This is a genomic window from Mesorhizobium sp. P2_F7, from assembly GCF_056403695.1.
In genome coordinates this window covers 763,552-780,000 of the sequence record NZ_JBFUFA010000002.1, presented here as the reverse complement: position 1 = coordinate 780,000, position 16,449 = coordinate 763,552, and the positions used below count along the sequence as shown (strand labels likewise).

The following is a 16,449-nucleotide window of genomic DNA, read 5'->3' as shown; positions in this document are numbered from 1 at the left end:
GCGGCCCGCCCGATCGGCGCGAGGTTTCGGCGCGCTGGCTGTCGGGCACCTTCCTTACTGGCGTGACCTCGAGCGTGCTGATGGGCGTGGCCCTGTTTGCCGCGCTTGACGGCCGCCAGCAGTTGGCAACCCCGCCCGAAATCGCCGAACTGGCCCAGCTCGAAAGCGGTGGCGATTCCGGCGAGGTCGCCAAGACCACCAGGCTGGTGGCGCCGCGCCAGATCGCCAAGGCCAAGGACCGCCGGCGCATGGAAGTGTCGATGGTGACCAAGGTCGGTGACCGCGACGTTATCCACACCGTACCGTTCGTGCAGATCAAGATGGCACTGGCCGCCGGCCATACCACCAACCGCGCCTATCCGCCCTTCGACCCGATGCAGGTGTTCGGCGACGACGGCGACCCGACACCGGCGCAGCCGGCAACGGCTTCCGCTGTTGGCGGCCAGATCTACGGCGCCAAGGTCGAAAGCGAAATGAGCCTGAAGACGGTCGATTTCCCGATCGAGACGGCCTCCTTCGACGAAAAGAGCGACCTGTCCGCCGACGAGGTGGAAAAGGTGGTGCGCGAAGCCGGCACCGATCTCAGCGACGGCGCCATCCAGGTTGCCTCGCTGCATTATGTCGACCCGCAGCGATTCGGCGACGCCTTCGCCGAATCGATGGCTGGCTCCTACGACGTCAAGATCGTTCCGGAAAACGTTTCGGTGGCGCCGCGCGTCGCCATCGACGACCAGACGCCGGCTTTCGCCGAGGAAATCATCCCATTTACCAGGGACCGCGAGATCGCCGAGGCCTTTGCCGATTCGGGCTATACCGGCGATGACGCGACCGGCATGGCCGAGGCGATCGGCAAGTTGCTCAACGCACCGGCGCTGAAGGCCGGAACCGTGTTGCGCGTCGGCCTCGAAGTGCATGGTGATGCCGCCAAGGTCGTTCGCACCAGCGTCTATGACAAGACCACCCATATCGTGACCATCGCGCTCGACGACCGCGGCCAGTATGTGCCGGCGCAGGAACCCGAACCGAATCCCGAATTGCTGACGGCGTTTGACGATTCCTCCGCGCCGGTGGTCGTGCGCGGCAATCTGCCGAACGTCTATGACGGCATTTACCGCGCCGCCTATTCCTATGGCATGTCTAAGAAGCTGACCCAGCAACTGGTCAAGCTTTTGGCCTCCGGCGTCGACTTCCAGTCCAGGCTCAATCCGTCGGACCGCATCGACGTGCTGTTCTCGCAGCCGGACGGCGACGACCAGGCCTCCGACGAATCGGAACTTCTTTATGTCTCGTCGACCTTCGGCGGCCAGACACGCAATTTCTACCGCTTCCAGATGCAGGACGGCTCGACCGACTATTTCGACGAGGATGGATCGAGCGCCGAGCAGTTCCTGCTGCGGAATCCCCTGCCCGCCGGGAAATTCCGCTCCGGCTTCGGCGCCCGCAGGCATCCGATCCTCGGCTATGTCCGCATGCATACCGGCGTCGACTGGGCAGCGCCGATCGGAACGCCGATCATCGCCGCTGGCAACGGCACCGTCGAAAAGGCCGGCTGGGCCGGCGGCTACGGCAAGCAGATCATCATCCGCCATGCCAATGGCTACGAGACCTCCTACAACCACCAAAGCGCCTTTGCCAAAGGCATCGAGCCGGGCGTTCATGTCCGCCAGGGCCAGACCATCGGCTTCCTCGGCCAGACCGGCCTCTCCACCGGTCCGCATCTTCACTACGAGCTGATCGTCAACGGCACCAAGGTCGACCCGATGCGCGTGCGCCTGCCGGTCGGCAAGGTGCTGAAGGGCGACGACCTCGTCGCCTTCAAGCGCGAGCGCGAGCGCATCGACGACCTGCTCAAGCAGGAAGACAGCAATCCGCTGAAAGTCGCGAGCGCCAAGATCGAAGGCTGAGCCTTCAGAGCCCACGCCGAATCACATTTGCGCCAAATCAAAGCATTTCGAATCGGATCGGCTCAGAATCAGGTCGGCTGATTCTCTTCGGCTCGTGACCAGGGCAGTTTTTGCCCCGAAACGGTTGCCCAGGCGATGACTGCAGCAAGCAGGCAAAGCACGGCCGTCACCGTCGACACCGCCGCGAACGCCGCATCGCTGGCGGCGAGCCGTGTTGCATCAAGTTCGGGCGGCAGGACGGCCAATGCCGGTTCGCCGAACCCCGGAATGCCTGGCCTGACGCTGGTGTCGAGCATCGTCGAATAGACCCAGGCCGCGAGCGACCCCATCGCCGCCACCGCGATCAGCCCACCAATGCGCGAAACAGCATTATTGATGCCCGACGCAGCCCCCGTATCCTTGTCCTCGACCGCCGTCATGATCGCCGTCGACAGCGGCGACACCACCAGCGCCATGCCGAGCCCCATCACCGCCATCAGCGGAAACGTGCCGGTCCAGAAATTGTGCATGCCGGCATGAGTGAGCATTGCAAGCCCGGCAAAGGCGATCGCCACGACCAGGCAGCCGCTGGCGATCGGAAAGCGCGGACCGATCCGATCCGACCACTGGCCGACGGGACCCGACAGCAGCGCGATCGACGCCGACAGCGGCAGGAAGATGAAGCCGACCTCTTTGGTGCTCAGTCCCCATCCGGCAATCAACAGCATCGGCAGGTAGAACAAATTGGCCGACAGCGCGAAATAGAGGAAGAAGGTGGCGACGTTGGCGCCGGCAAAGGCGCCGATCCGAAACAGCTTGAGATCGATCATCGGCTCGCGCTGCCGAAGCTCGAAGACGATGAAGACGACGAGCAGCACCGCGCCCGCAGCGATGCTCGGCCCTGACATCAGTCCACCGCCTTCGCCGCTCATCGCGGTCAGCCCGTAGGCCAGCGCCCCGAAGGCAAGCGTTGCGAGCAGCGCTCCGCCGAGATCGAGGCTGCGCTTTTCCGTCGGCGCGTCGGCCGGAATCTTGGCCAGCAGCAGATAGATCGAGATCAGCCCGAGCGGTAAATTGACGGCGAAGATCGCTCGCCAGATGCCGCCACCAAAGGCCGCCAGGACAAAGCCGCCCAGCACCGGACCGAGTGCCGTCGTCAGCGCCGAAGCGGCGGCCCAGATGCCGATCGCCCGGCCGCGCTCGTTCTTCGGATAGGATTTGGCGATGATGGCGAGGCTGCCCGGCACCATGATCGCCGCACCGACGCCCTGAACCGCGCGAAAGGCGATGAGCACCAGCGCATTCGGCGCCACCGCGCAGGCGAGCGAAGCAACAATGAACAAAGCGATGCCGGCGACGAAAGCACGCCGCAGACCGAATCGGTCGCCGGCGGCGCCTCCGGCCAGGATCAGCGCCGACAGCGTCAGCGCATAGGCATTGGAAATCCACTGCGCTTCGGCCAGGCTGGCGCCGAGGTCGACGCGCATCGCCGGCATGGCGATGGCCAGGATCGAACCGTCGATGAAGCCGAGCGCGGACGCCAGGATCGCCGCGACCAGCACGAATTTGCGCTGGGCCGGCGGACAAAACGAACCGTTGGAAAGAGAGCTGGTCAGAGGGATTGCTGCGGCTTCGCTCGGAGACTTCATGAGCGCTTGCTTAGACCCCCTATGCCCTGGCAACAACCAGCCAGAGCTTCGCAGTCCTTGAAACCAGATTCGACCTGGCCGCATGGGCAGGAATCACGCCTCAATGGATGCAACCGGCACATGGCGTGTTAAGTTTCTTGCAACGCGCAAAGCAGGGGAAGCCGCATGAAACGACCACTCGAACCATCGGTAGAGGCGCGCGGGCGCGTTGTCGGCATCACCGATGGCGTCTTTGCCATCGCGCTCACGTTGATCGTGCTTGAGATTCGCGTGCCGGCACACGAAATGGTGCACTCCGAGGGCGAGCTGCTTTCGGCGATCGCAGCACTGGCGCCGCGCTTCCTGACCTATGCGCTGAGCTTCCTGACGCTGACCATCTTCTGGTTCGGCCAGCAGGCCCAGCACGGGCTGATCGCCAGGTCAGATCGGCGGCTGGCGACGCTGAACCTGTGTTTTCTCGCCTTCATCGCCTTGCTGCCGTTCTCGACCGACCTGCTGGCTGACTTCCTCGAGTTCCGAACCGCGGTGATCGTCTACTGGCTGAACCTGTTGATGCTGGGCGTGACGCTGTTCGCAAGCTGGTGGTATGCCGACGGGAACGGCATGATCGCAGAGGATGTGGACGCTGAAGCGCGGCGCACGGTCTACAATCGTATCGTCAAGGCACAGGCGCTGTGGGCGGCCGGCGCGGCGCTGTGCCTGATCACGCCGCTGCTCAGCATCGGTTTCATCCTGCTGGTACAGCTCATCTATGCCGCCGCGCCGCGCGCCTCACTGCTGCGTAAACTCGTCGGTTGAGGTCCCGCCGACATCCGCGATTGTTGGTCCGCCGACGAATTCCACCGTGACGCCCGGCGAGACGAGCTTGGCCAGTTCTCGCGCATCCCAGTTGGTCAGGCGCACGCAGCCATGGCTTTCGGTCTTGCCGATCTTGGAGGGATCGGGCGTGCCGTGAATGCCGTAGGTCGGCTTGTCCAGCGCAATCCATACCGAGCCGACCGGCCCGTTCGGCCCCGGCGGAATGGTGAGGATCTTGTCGTTCTGGCCCTGCTTGAAATTGATGCTGGGGTTGTAGGTGTAGTTCGGATCGAGCGCGACGCGCGACACGGTATGTGTGCCGGTCGGCGAAGGCGTGTCGGCCGAGCCGATGGTGGCGGGATAGGCGGCAACCAGCTTGCCGGCGACGTCATAAGCGAACACCTGCTTTTTGTCCTTGTCGGCGACGATGCGGGCAACCGGAGTGGAGACCAGCCTGCCGAAATTAGCGACTTTGATGATGGTGCCGGGACGGTTGAAGTCGGCCTCGGGATTGAGTCCCTTCAGATAATTCTCGTCCATGTGGAAGCGCTCAGCCAAGGCCTCGGTGACAGAGGTGTAGGCCATGCGATCGAGCTGCGCTTTCTGGCTGTAGTCTTCCGGTATCGAGGCGACATAGGGGCCGGCCGCGTCCTCGGGGGTGATCGTGTAATTGGCGAAAGCGTCGCCGCCGGTTTGCGCCAGCGCTGCCTGGATGCCGACCGCGTCGGTCGAGCGCAGATTGCTGCCGGTGATCTGGTTGTAGGCGGCCAGCGCCTTGTCGACATTGGAGCCAAACCGTCCATCGATGACGCCGGGTGAGGCGCCGGCGCGGTCGAGCAGCACCTGCAAGGCCGCCACATCCTGGCGCGCACCGAGTGAAAGCGAGGGATCGACGACCGTCTTGCCGCCATCGGTCTTCGGCGGCAGAGCGGCCTGGTCGCCAGGCGCCGCCGGCTCGGCCGGGTCGATCGAAGCCTCGTTCAGCGGCTGGCGCTTGACGGGCCGCGGCTCGGCCGACTTCGGCGCTTCCGGATAAACATCGCCATCATCATTGGCGTCATCCTGGGGATAGCCCCCAAGGAATTTGTCGCTGTTGGGATCGTATTCCTCAATCGGCGGACCCGGAATTTGTCCCTGATCGTCCAACTGCCGGCGGCGGAAACGCGCCATGTCCTCGGGATCGTCGAGATAATAGCGGTCGTCATCCTCGACCGGTGCGCGTCCGAGTTCGCGCGCCCGCATCTGGCGACGCAGCGCACGGCGGTCGAGCCTGGTCTGCGGCGGCTGGATGGCGATGACCTTGCCGGTGTCGGCATCGACAATGACGCGGTTGCCCCTGGCGTCGTAGTAGATGTCGAGATTGCCGTCCTGGGCGAGCACAATGCCGGCGCTATCGGCAGCGCGAACAACCGGCCGTGCGTTGTCCTCTGTCGGCGATGCCATGGCGCTGGACGCAAGCAGCCCGGCTGCGAGCACCGAAAAGGCAAAGATCGTGCGGAACATGGTGGTCAAGCTCTCCGGTACTTACAGCGCCGCGCATCTGTTTGGACGCGCAAAGGACGCTGTAACACTTTATGTCTGCGCATATCCTTTCCGAAAATCGAATTTCGATTTTCGGGGTCATGCGTAAATTGCCGCCGCCCCGGCAGTATCCCTTCAGAACGCGCTCGCCACCATTTGGATGCGTAGGCAACGCCCTGACCGTCAAAAGCCTGCGGGCAAACCCCTTCGCCAGCAAACCAGAACATAAGTTTTCCAACATGAACCGGGCATGAAGATGGCGGATTTCAGGTTCGCTACAGGCCCAATTCCTTGCGCGTCTGCTTCGTCAGCTTGAGGACGACGAGGCGATGGCTTTCGCCGAGATAGTCCTTCAGCGCATCATCATCCATGCTCTGGCTTGTCTGACGCTGGATCCATTTCATGCCGCGCGAGGCCAGATAGGGCGCCGGCCGGCAGCCGGGCTGGTCCTTCAGAATGTCATAGGCCATTTCAGAACATTTGAAGGTGACGAAGACGCTTCCCTCCCGGTCATGGCCGGCAATGGCGAAGACCTTGCCGCCCACTTTCCAAACATGCGCGCCGCCCCACTGCACGACGTGGGTCGTCTGCGGCAGCGAGGCGCAGAGGCTGTTGTAGTCGTCCAGCGTCATCTGCACCCCGCCAAAGGATTGTTATTTCATGAGAAAACGCCGCGCGTCCGTTCGGGACGCGCGGCGCTTGATCAGGCTGCGGCTTCGGTCGCCACCACGGTGGGCTTCGACCGGAAATTCAACCGGTCGGAGCCGGCGGTGACCTTCACGGTCGAGCCGTCGAGGATGTCGCCGAGCAGGATCTTCTCCGCCAGCGGATCCTGCAGGTCCTTCTGCATCACCCGCTTCAGCGGCCGTGCGCCATAGGCCGGGTCGTAGCCCTTAGCCGCCAGCCAGTCGATCGATTCCTGGTCGAGCGACAGCGCGATCTTGCGGTCGACGAGCAGGCTTTCCAGCCGCTTGAGCTGGATCTCGACGATGCGGCCCATATCCTGCCGGCGCAGCCGGTGGAACAGGATCACCTCGTCGACGCGGTTGAGGAACTCCGGCCGGAACGACGCCTTGACGACATTCATCACCTCGTCGCGCACGGCATCGACATCCTGGTCCTCGCCGAGATTGACCAGATATTCAGCGCCGAGATTCGACGTCATGATGATCAGCGTGTTGCGGAAGTCGACCGTGCGGCCCTGCCCGTCGGTGAGCCGTCCATCGTCGAGCACCTGCAACAGCACGTTGAAGACATCGGGATGCGCCTTCTCGATCTCGTCGAACAGCACGACCTGATAGGGCCGGCGCCGCACCGCTTCGGTCAGGGCGCCGCCTTCCTCATAGCCGACATAGCCGGGAGGCGCGCCGATCAGCCGGGCGACCGAGTGCTTTTCCATGTATTCCGACATGTCGATGCGCACCAGGGCGCTCTCGTCGTCGAACAGGAAGTTGGCCAGCGCCTTGGTCAGCTCCGTCTTGCCGACGCCGGTCGGCCCGAGGAACATGAACGAGCCGATCGGCCGGTTCGGATCCTGCAGGCCGGCACGGGCGCGACGCACGGCCTTGGACACCGCCTGCACCGCCTCGCCCTGGCCGACGACACGCTTGCCGATCTCGTCTTCCATGCGCAGCAACTTGTCGCGCTCGCCCTGCAGCATTTTGTCGACCGGAATGCCGGTCCAGCGCGACACGATATGGGCGACGTGGTCGGGCGTGACCACCTCTTCGACCATGCCGGCCTTGCCATCCTGGGCTTCGGCTTCCTTGAGTTTCTTTTCCAGTTCCGGGATCTTGCCATAGGCAAGCTCGCCGGCGCGCTGGAATTCACCCTTGCGCTGGGCAATGGCAAGCTCGTTGCGGGCCTCGTCGAGCTGCTTTTTCAGGTCGGCGGCGAGCCCAAGCTTCTGCTTTTCGGCCTGCCATTTGGTCGTGATCTCGGTCGATTCCTCCTCGAGGCCGACGAGTTCCTTCTCCAGCCGGGCGAGTCGGTCCTTCGAGGCGTCGTCGGTCTCGACCTTCAGCGCCTCGCGCTCAATCTTGAGCTGCATGATGCGACGATCGATCTCGTCCAGCGCCTCCGGCTTGGAATCGACCTGCATCCTCAGCCGCGAAGCGGCTTCGTCGACGAGGTCGATCGCCTTGTCCGGCAGGAACCTGTCGGCGATATAGCGGTTGGACAGAGTTGCCGCCGCGACCAGGGCCGAATCCGAGATGCGCACCTTGTGGTGCTGCTCATACTTTTCCTTCAGGCCGCGCAGGATCGAAACCGTGTCCTCCACCGACGGCTCGTCGACGAAAACCGGCTGGAAACGGCGGGCAAGGGCGGCATCCTTCTCGACATGCTTCCTGTATTCATCGAGCGTGGTCGCGCCGACGCAGTGCAGCTCGCCGCGCGCCAGCGCCGGCTTCAGCAGGTTCGACGCATCCATGGCGCCATCGGCCTTGCCGGCGCCGACCAGCGTGTGCATCTCATCGATGAACAGGATGATGCCGCCGGCGGCAGCGGTGACTTCGTTGAGCACCGCCTTCAGCCGCTCCTCGAATTCGCCGCGATATTTGGCGCCGGCAATCAGCGCGCCCATGTCGAGCGCCATCAGTTGCTTGTCCTTCAGCGATTCCGGCACGTCGCCATTGACGATGCGCAGTGCCAGGCCTTCGGCGATCGCTGTCTTGCCGACTCCGGGTTCGCCGATCAGCACCGGATTGTTCTTGGTGCGCCGCGACAGCACCTGGATGGTGCGGCGGATCTCGTCGTCACGGCCGATTACCGGGTCCAGCTTGCCGGCACGGGCGTCGGCGGTGAGGTCGCGGGCGTATTTCTTGAGCGCATCATAAGCCTGCTCAGCACTCGCCGAATCGGCGGTGCGACCCTTGCGGACATCGTTGATGACCTGGTTCAGCGCCTGTGCGGTGACGCCGGCCTTGGCCAGGATGTCGGCTGTCTTGGCCGATTTCTCCATCGCCAGCGCCTGCAGCAACCGCTCGACGGTGACAAAGGAATCGCCGGCCTTCTTGGCCAGTTCTTCCGCCGTCGAAAACACCTTGGCCAGCGGCTGCGCCAGATAAAGCTGGCCGTTGCCGCCTTCCACCTTGGGCATGGCCTCAAGCGCGGTTTCGACGCCGAGCTTGACGTCGCGGATATTGCCGCCGGCGCGCTCGATCAGCGAGGCGGCCAGACCCTCATCGTCGTCAACGAGGACTTTCAGCATGTGTTCGGGGGTGAATTGCTGGTGATTGCGCGAGAGCGCCATGGTCTGGGCGGACTGGATGAATCCGCGGACGCGCTCGGAGTATTTCTCGAGGTTCATATCTGTCTCCTTCCATCACCGGCCCGCTTTGCGGCACCGGATCCGATTGCGGTGACGGACCCGCTCATCCGAGCCGGGTCCAGTTCACGCCAGATATGGGGCGCAAGCCATTGCCGCTCAAGACTTGCCGCATAGGATATTGCATGCCTGAGCAAACGAAAACGGCGGAGATTTCTCTCCGCCGTTTCAAGGATCACCGTCTTGTTCGGTCAGTTGTTGGCGTCGACGACGAACGGGTCGCTGGCAGGGCTTTCAGCCGGCGCCGCATCCACCACCTCGGTGGCTGCAACGGTCTCGCTGACGCGGTTCGGCTGGTCGGCACCAACCAGGTCACCACCAGACTGGTCGTCACCGACATGATCGGCACTGGTGCGCGGGCGACGCGGACGCCGCGGGCGGCGGGCGGCGCCGCTCTCGGCAGCGGCTTCATTGAGCTCGGCACGGGCGGCAAGAGCCGCCGGCGACAGGTTTTCGTACAGCGGCGCCGGCTCCGAGAAACCGGTCTCGGCTTCGGGTTCAACCACGGAAACGCCCTCCGCCTGCACCGGGGTTTCGGTGAAGCGCTGCTGGTCGCCGCGCTGGCTGTTCTGCTCGCCGCGCTGGGCATAGTCGCCACGCTGGTCGTTCTGGCCATAACCGCCATTGGGGCGGCGATCACGGTTGCGGCCATTGTTGTCGCGGCCGCTATTGTTGCGGCCATTGTTGTCACGGCCATTGTTGTTCTCGCGGCCGGTTTCCTGGCCGTATGCCAGTTCGGCCGGCGTGCCTTCGATCGTCGGCTGTGGACCGTTGCCGTTGTTGACCTGCGGAGCTTGCGTCTCGCCGCCATTGCCGTTGCCGGCATTGTCGAAATCGTCGCGATCTTCATCGTCGTCGAAATCGTCGCGATTCTGCTGCTGGTTCTGGATCGGCAACTGGGCCTGCGCGGCAGCGATGATGCGATTGTAGTGCTCGGCGTGCTGGAGGTAGTTCTCCGCCATCACCCGGTCGCCGGAGCTGTGCGCGTCACGGGCCAGAGTGGCGTATTTTTCGGCGATCTGCTGAGCCGATCCGCGGATCTTCACGTCCGGGCCGTTGCTCTCGTAGTTGCGCGTCAGGGGATTTGGGCCCTTGCGGTTGTTGTTGTTGTTATTGTTGTTGCCACCGCCGCCGCCATTGTTGTTGCGACCGCGCATGCGCCTGTTCTGCTGTTGTGGCCTCATAAGACTCTCTTCATTTTGAAATTTTCGAAAAACGTTTCACGAACGGAGGCGCTCATGCAGCCAGCCGTTTCGTTTCTTCACCGGCGTTCGCCCGCATCAATTGCGTTGGCGCCACGTGTCATCCTGTTCCGGTTACATCACTTGCCGGACGATTCCCGCACGAAGCTTGGGCGTCGTTTGCGCAAGAAGGCAGCTATTTCCAAGGAAAACCGAATCGCTAAGAGCACTGCCTGCTTCGTCTCATCCGGTTAAGGCGGACCCTAGCCGCATTCCCCGGCATTGCCAAGCGCTTTTTTGCACTGCGTCAAGGCTTTCCCTGTTCAAACATAAGAACCCTGTCGTTTCCGCCGAGATCGACAAATGCCCCGGCCAGCCTGTAGCCGGCTGCCGTGAATATGTCTTTGACCTCATTGCGCTGCGTGTGGCCGATCTCGACCGCAATCTTGCCTTGTGCTTCCAAAAATCTTGCCGCCCCGGCGGCGATGATTCTGTAGGGGCCAAGACCGTCCACACCGCCGTCGAGGGCTCTGTGCGGATCGAAATCGCGGACCTCGTCCTGCAGATTTCCAATGTCTTCAGACGGTATATAGGGAGGGTTTGCGGCAATTACATGGTAGCGGCCCGAAACTTTTGCGAACCAGTCGGAGTGCAGGGCCTCGAACCGGTCGGCCAGCCCGAGTTGCTCAGCATTGCGGGTCGCGGTCGTGAGCGCATCTTGTGAAATGTCCCCGCCGGTGGCGGTCGCGGCGGGAACGGCGCTGAGCAGGGCCAGCGCAATGGCGCCGGTGCCGGTGCCGAGGTCGAGGATGCGGCATTCCCCCAGCCTTTCGGCCGTTTCGCTGGCAAAAGGCAGGACCGCCTCGACCAGCGTTTCGGTATCCGGCCGCGGCTCAAGCGTTTCCGGCGACAGACCAAGACGCAGACCGTAGAATTCGCGATAGCCGAGGATGCGGTGCACCGGCTCGCCGGCAAGGCGGCGCCGCAAGGCAGCATCGATTGAAGCGAGTGTACCGGCGTCGACCGCCCTTTGCGGCTCGGCGATGGCCTGCGTGCGGTCGGTGCCGGAAAAATGTTCGACAATCAGCCTGGCGTCCAGCGCCGGATCGGCAATGCCGGCCGCGGCCAGCCGCTCCCACGCTGCCCGCAGCAGCGGCCCGAGCGTGCCGGGCAGGATGTCAGCCATCGAGCCCGATATCGGCAAGCAGCTTCGACTGGTGGTCGGCGATCAGCGCATTGATGACCTCGTCCAGCTCGCCCATCATCACCCGGTCGAGCTTGTAGAGCGTCAGGTTGATACGGTGATCGGTAAGGCGCCCCTGCGGGAAATTGTAGGTGCGGATGCGCTCCGAGCGGTCGCCGGAACCGACCTGCGATTTGCGCGCCTCGGAACGCTCCTCGTCCGCCTTGCTGCGCTCCATGTCATAGAGCCGCGCGCGCAGAATCTGCATGGCTTTCGCCCGGTTCTGGTGCTGCGACTTTTCCGCCTGCACCACCATGATGCCGGTCGGCAGATGGGTGATACGCACCGCCGAATCGGTGGTGTTGACATGCTGGCCGCCGGAGCCTGAGGCCCGCATGGTGTCGATGCGGATGTCTTCGGCGCGGATGTCGATATCGACCTCTTCGGCTTCCGGCAGCACGGCCACCGTCGCCGCCGAGGTGTGGATGCGCCCGCTGGCCTCGGTGGCCGGCACGCGCTGGACGCGATGCACGCCGGATTCGAACTTCAGATGGGCAAAGACGCCCCGGCCGGAAATGGTGGCGATGATTTCCTTGAAGCCGCCGGCCTCGCCGTCGCTGGCCGACACGGTCTCGAAGCGCCAGCCGCGTTCGGCGGCATAGCGCTCATACATGCGAAACAGGTCGCCGGCGAACAGCGCTGCCTCATCGCCGCCGGTGCCGGCGCGAATTTCGAGGATGGCGTTCTTGTCGTCGGCGGCATCCCTGGGCAGCAGCAGGATCTGGATATCCTTTTGCAGTTCCTCGATACGCTCCTCGACCCCGGGCAGATCGGCTTCGGCCAGCGCCCGCATTTCGGCATCGGTGCTTTTATCGGCAAGCATCGCTTCGAGGTCGGCCTGCTCATGCTCGGCCGCACGCAATTCCCTGACCTTGGCCACCATGTCCTGAAGCTCGGAATACTCCGAAGCCATCTTCACATAGGCATCGGCCGCCGGCCCGGCCGACATCTGCGCTTCGAGCATCTCGAAACGCTTGACGACCTGATCCATACGCTCGCGGGGAAGATTGACCATGGGCTGATGCTATAGCGGGATGGAGCGGTCGTCGGCAAAGGCCTGCAGCAGCGCCCGCATCGGCAGCCCATGCGCCGGCGCCATCAGATTGTCGGCAAAGAAGGCCTCCAATTCCTCCAGCGGCAGTTCGGTCAGCATCGCCTTGACCGGGCCGATCGAAGCCGGAGACATCGAGATCGAGCGGTAGCCGAGGCCGATCAACGCCATGGCGGAGATGGGTTTTCCCGCCAGTTCGCCGCACAGCGTCACCGGCGTGTGGTTGCGCGCGCCGGCGTCCGCAATCTGCTTCAGCACCCTGAGGAACGGCGCCGACAGCGTGTCGAAGCGGTTGGCGAGCTGTGTGTTGCCGCGATCGACCGCCATGACGAACTGGAACAGATCGTTGGAGCCGACCGAGACGAAATCGACCGCCTTCATCAGATCGTCGAGCTGGAACAGCAGCGACGGCACTTCCAGCATGGCGCCGAGCTTGAGGCTGGTCGGCAGATGGTGGGCAAAGCGCGAGAGATGCCTGACCTCGCGGTCGATGATCTCGCGCGCCTGGGCAATCTCGCCGAGTTCGGTAACCATCGGCAGCATCAGCTTCAATTCGCGCCCGCCGCAGGCCTTCAGCAGAGCGCGTATCTGGGTCCTGAGCAGGCCCGGCCGGTCGAGCGTCAGGCGGATCGCGCGCCAGCCCAGCGCCGGGTTTTCTTCCTGGATGGCGCCCTTGAAGTAAGGCAGCACCTTGTCGCCGCCAATATCGATGGTGCGGAAAGTGACCGGCTTGCCGCGCGCCGCGTCGAGCACGTCGCGGTAGAGTTTCTCCTGCGCTTCGGCGCGCGGGAAGGTCGAGGCGACCATGAACTGCAATTCGGTGCGAAACAGGCCGATGCCGGCAGCACCCGCCTCGGCCAGCTGCGGCAGGTCGACGGCCAGACCCGCATTCATCAGCAAATCGACCTGGACGCCGTCCTTGGTCATAGACGGCTTCTTGCGCAGTTCGCGGTAGACTTCCTGCCGGCGCGCCCGGAAGCGGACCTTTTCGGCATAGGCGGCTTCGAGGTCGGGCTGCGGTCTGAGATGGATCGTGCCTTCCTCGCCGTCGACGATGATGGCATCGCCGTTTTCCGCCATGGAAACGGCGCCCTTCATCTGGCCGGCGACGGGAATTCCCATGGCGCGCGCGACGATGACGACATGGCTGGTGGCAGCGCCGTCTTCCAGCACCACGCCGCGCAGCTTGTCCCTGGGATAGTCGAGCAGTTCGGCTGCGCCCATCGAACGGGCTACTAGGATGGCGTCCTTTGGCAAGGACGCCGCGACATCCTCCGGCCCGCGTCCCATCAGCTGGCGCAGCAGCCGGTTGGCGAGGTCGTCGAAATCGCTCATCCGCTCGCGCAGATAGGGATCGGTCATGTGCAGCATGCGGGCGCGCATGTCGCTTTGCACCTTCTCCACCGCCGCTTCCGCCGTCAGGCCGTTGCGGATCGCCTCTTCCAGCCGGCGCACCCAGCCGCGGTCGTTGGCGAACATGCGATAGGCTTCGAGGACCTCGCGATGCTCGCCCTCGAAGGCGACGTCGCGTCGTTCCAGCATGTCGTCGATGGAGAGCCTGAGCGAGCCGAGCGACGTCTCGAGCCGTCGGACCTCTTCCTCGCTATCCTCGTTGAACAGATTGGTGACGACGATGCGCGGCTCGTGCAGCACGACATGGCCAAGCCCGACGCCTTCATTGAAGGACAGGCCGGTGAAGCTGACAGGGCGGCGCAAATCGAGTTCCAGCCCGGGCCGGGTCAGCCGCGCGAGATCGCCGGTGGCGATCATCTCGGCGATCACCATGGCGGTGGTTTCCAGCGCCTCGACCTCGTCGTCGCGGTAGTGGCGCATGGTCTTGTTCTGCACGACGAGCACGCCCAGCGTGCGCCCTGCCCTCAGCACCGGCACGCCGAGGAAGGAATTGTAGATCTCTTCGCCCGTCTCCGGCAGGTAGGCGAAGGCCGGGTGCTCCTGCGCATTGGAGAGGTTAAGCGGCCGCGCGCTTGCCGCAATCGTGCCGACCAGGCCTTGCCCTAGCCGCAACTGAGCCAGGTGGACGGCGTTCGGGTTCAGACCCTCGGTGGCGTAGAGTTCGAGCACCGAATCGGCGCGCAGCACGTAGAGCGAGCAGACTTCGGCGACCATGTTGGAGGCGATGTCGCGCACGATCCGGTCAAGCCGCTCCTGCGGCTCCAGCGGCTCCTGCATGAGCTCGCGGAGCCGTTTCAGCAGAACGCGCGGGCCACTGGCCGTATCACGCATCGCGGCTTCTTCTCCAATGGGAATTTTGCCCGCCGCAGTTTCCACTGCGACCGGCGCACACGCAACAACTCAAATCGTTCTCGCTACTGCTTATCCAGACCGTAGACGGAATGCAAAGTGCGAACCGCCAGTTCGGTGTAGGGACCGTCGATCAGTATCGAAATCTTGATCTCGGAGGTGGTGATGGCCCGGATATTGATGGCCTTGTCGGCCAGCGCCTTGAAGGCCGTGGCGGCGACACCCGCATGGCTGCGCATGCCGATGCCGATGACCGAGACCTTCGACATGCCGGCTTCGGACTGCACGACGTCATAGCCGATCGAAGCCTTCAGGCGCTCGAGCACGGCCAGCGCCTTGTCGACGTCGCCGGACGGAACGGTAAAGGTCATGTCGGTGAACTTGCCGTCCTCGGAGATGTTCTGGACGATCATGTCGACATTGATGTTGGCCTCGGCCAGCGGGCCGAAAATGCCGGCGGCAACGCCCGGGCGGTCGCCGACGCGGCGCAGCGAAATCTGCGCTTCGTCCTTGGCGTAGGCAATTCCGGTGACGACCTGCTGTTCCACGATCTCTTCCTCGTCGCAAATGAGCGTTCCCGGAGGATTGAGCAAATCCCCCATTCCGGGTGCATCGGGATCGTCGAAGGACGACCGCACGAAAGTACGCACCCTGTGCACCATGGCAAGCTCGACCGACCGCACCTGCAGCACCTTGGCGCCGAGCGAGGCCATTTCGAGCATTTCCTCGAACGAAATCTTGTTAAGCCGCCGCGCCTTGGGCTCGATGCGCGGATCGGTGGTGTAGACGCCGTCGACATCGGTGTAGATGTCGCAGCGGTCGGCCTTGACTGCGGCTGCGATGGCCACCGCGCTGGTGTCGGAACCGCCGCGGCCGAGCGTCGCGATGCGGTTGTCCGGGCCGATGCCCTGGAAGCCGGCGACGACCGCCACCTGGCCCTCACCGAAACGCTTGATCAGGAACGCGCCGTCAATGTCGAGGATGCGCGCCGCGCCATGCGCATTGTCGGTCTTGATCGGGATCTGCCAGCCCTGCCAGGAGCGGGCATGCACGCCCATATTCTGCAGCGTGATCGCCAAAAGGCCGGCAGTGACCTGTTCGCCCGAGGCGACGACGGCGTCATATTCGCGCGCGTCATGCATCGGCGAGGCTTCGCGCGTCCAACCGACCAGTTCGTTGGTCTTGCCGGCCATGGCCGACACCACCACGGCCACTTCATGGCCGGCATCGACCTCACGTTTGACGTGACGCGCCACGTTGCGGATGCGGGCGATGTCGGCGACGGAGGTCCCGCCGAATTTCATCACGATGCGCGCCATGGAAGCGAAATGCCTTTGACTGAAGCCGGCCCGGGGCCGAAAGGGGAAGAAAGCGTCCGACAGAAGCCGGCCGCTGAATGCGCGGCCTCCTTAGCCAAATGATCGCCGTTTCGCAAGGCTGGCCACGGATTGCCGGCTTCAGGACGACGGCATATTGCGTTCAGCCCCGCCGCCGCTTACCAAATGCTGCCCGCGGGGAACTGCTTTTGGTCCG

11 protein-coding genes (1 of these 11 only partly in view) are annotated in these 16,449 nt (G+C 63.9%); 2 read left to right on the top strand and 9 right to left on the bottom strand.

Annotation, left to right across the window (positions count from 1 at the left end; all coding sequences use genetic code 11):
* Positions 1–1,904 carry the 3' portion of a M23 family metallopeptidase gene (locus tag AC1DZ8_RS09175; RefSeq protein ID WP_477400735.1) on the top strand. It extends 67 nt beyond the left edge of the window, so only the last 1,904 of its 1,971 coding nucleotides appear in the window; its start codon lies beyond the left edge, outside the window; it ends in the stop codon at positions 1,902–1,904.
* 68 nt (positions 1,905–1,972) lie between these two features.
* On the opposite strand, the gene AC1DZ8_RS09170 is transcribed toward AC1DZ8_RS09175, so the two are convergent.
* Positions 1,973–3,532 (bottom strand): MFS transporter, encoded by a 1,560-nt coding sequence (locus tag AC1DZ8_RS09170; RefSeq protein WP_477400733.1) that lies wholly within the window; start codon positions 3,530–3,532, stop codon positions 1,973–1,975.
* A 165-nt stretch (positions 3,533–3,697) separates the two neighbouring features.
* Here AC1DZ8_RS09170 and AC1DZ8_RS09165 point away from each other — a divergent pair, with 165 nt between their 5' ends.
* Complete coding sequence (locus tag AC1DZ8_RS09165; protein WP_352585526.1) at positions 3,698–4,330, top strand: TMEM175 family protein; 633 nt, start codon at positions 3,698–3,700, stop codon at positions 4,328–4,330.
* On the opposite strand, the gene AC1DZ8_RS09160 is transcribed toward AC1DZ8_RS09165, so the two are convergent.
* From AC1DZ8_RS09160 to AC1DZ8_RS09125, 8 genes are all read right to left on the bottom strand, one after another.
* Positions 4,304–5,833: a L,D-transpeptidase family protein gene (locus AC1DZ8_RS09160; protein WP_477309671.1), complete on the bottom strand. Its 1,530-nt coding sequence runs from the start codon at positions 5,831–5,833 to the stop codon at positions 4,304–4,306. The two genes, AC1DZ8_RS09165 and AC1DZ8_RS09160, sit on opposite strands and share 27 nt — an antisense overlap.
* Positions 5,834–6,126: 293 nt before the next feature.
* Positions 6,127–6,483, bottom strand: coding sequence for an MmcQ/YjbR family DNA-binding protein (locus tag AC1DZ8_RS09155; protein ID WP_477309665.1), 357 nt, complete (start codon positions 6,481–6,483; stop codon positions 6,127–6,129).
* A 71-nt stretch (positions 6,484–6,554) separates the two neighbouring features.
* Positions 6,555–9,161 (bottom strand): ATP-dependent chaperone ClpB, encoded by a 2,607-nt coding sequence (gene clpB / locus AC1DZ8_RS09150; protein WP_477309664.1) that lies wholly within the window; start codon positions 9,159–9,161, stop codon positions 6,555–6,557.
* Positions 9,162–9,370: 209 nt separating this feature from the next.
* The gene (locus AC1DZ8_RS09145) at positions 9,371–10,363 is read right to left on the bottom strand and encodes a DUF4167 domain-containing protein (RefSeq protein WP_477309663.1); all 993 of its coding nucleotides are present in this window, start codon (positions 10,361–10,363) and stop codon (positions 9,371–9,373) included.
* 304 nt (positions 10,364–10,667) lie between these two features.
* Positions 10,668–11,546 (bottom strand): peptide chain release factor N(5)-glutamine methyltransferase, encoded by an 879-nt coding sequence (gene prmC, locus AC1DZ8_RS09140; protein ID WP_477309662.1) that lies wholly within the window; start codon positions 11,544–11,546, stop codon positions 10,668–10,670.
* Positions 11,539–12,618 (bottom strand): peptide chain release factor 1, encoded by a 1,080-nt coding sequence (prfA, locus tag AC1DZ8_RS09135; RefSeq protein ID WP_477309661.1) that lies wholly within the window; start codon positions 12,616–12,618, stop codon positions 11,539–11,541. Before prfA ends, prmC begins: the two co-directional genes overlap by 8 nt.
* 9 nt (positions 12,619–12,627) lie before the next feature.
* Positions 12,628–14,898, bottom strand: coding sequence for a phosphoenolpyruvate--protein phosphotransferase (gene ptsP / locus AC1DZ8_RS09130; RefSeq protein ID WP_477309660.1), 2,271 nt, complete (start codon positions 14,896–14,898; stop codon positions 12,628–12,630).
* Positions 14,899–14,981: 83 nt separating this feature from the next.
* Positions 14,982–16,235: an aspartate kinase gene (locus AC1DZ8_RS09125; RefSeq protein WP_023685777.1), complete on the bottom strand. Its 1,254-nt coding sequence runs from the start codon at positions 16,233–16,235 to the stop codon at positions 14,982–14,984.
* Positions 16,236–16,449 lie beyond the last annotated feature (214 nt).

What these genes read in the sequence shown, in the direction of transcription:
- AC1DZ8_RS09170 (WP_477400733.1), bottom strand. Translation starts at nt 3,532, where the DNA reads ATGAAGTCTCCGAGCGAAGCCGCAGCAATCCCTCTGACCAGCTCTCTT.
- AC1DZ8_RS09165 (WP_352585526.1), top strand. Translation starts at nt 3,698, where the DNA reads ATGAAACGACCACTCGAACCATCGGTAGAGGCGCGCGGGCGCGTTGTC.
- AC1DZ8_RS09160 (WP_477309671.1), bottom strand. Translation starts at nt 5,833, where the DNA reads ATGTTCCGCACGATCTTTGCCTTTTCGGTGCTCGCAGCCGGGCTGCTT.
- AC1DZ8_RS09155 (WP_477309665.1), bottom strand. Translation starts at nt 6,483, where the DNA reads ATGACGCTGGACGACTACAACAGCCTCTGCGCCTCGCTGCCGCAGACG.
- clpB (WP_477309664.1), bottom strand. Translation starts at nt 9,161, where the DNA reads ATGAACCTCGAGAAATACTCCGAGCGCGTCCGCGGATTCATCCAGTCC.
- AC1DZ8_RS09145 (WP_477309663.1), bottom strand. Translation starts at nt 10,363, where the DNA reads ATGAGGCCACAACAGCAGAACAGGCGCATGCGCGGTCGCAACAACAAT.
- prmC (WP_477309662.1), bottom strand. Translation starts at nt 11,546, where the DNA reads ATGGCTGACATCCTGCCCGGCACGCTCGGGCCGCTGCTGCGGGCAGCG.
- prfA (WP_477309661.1), bottom strand. Translation starts at nt 12,618, where the DNA reads ATGGTCAATCTTCCCCGCGAGCGTATGGATCAGGTCGTCAAGCGTTTC.
- ptsP (WP_477309660.1), bottom strand. Translation starts at nt 14,898, where the DNA reads ATGCGTGATACGGCCAGTGGCCCGCGCGTTCTGCTGAAACGGCTCCGC.
- AC1DZ8_RS09125 (WP_023685777.1), bottom strand. Translation starts at nt 16,235, where the DNA reads ATGGCGCGCATCGTGATGAAATTCGGCGGGACCTCCGTCGCCGACATC.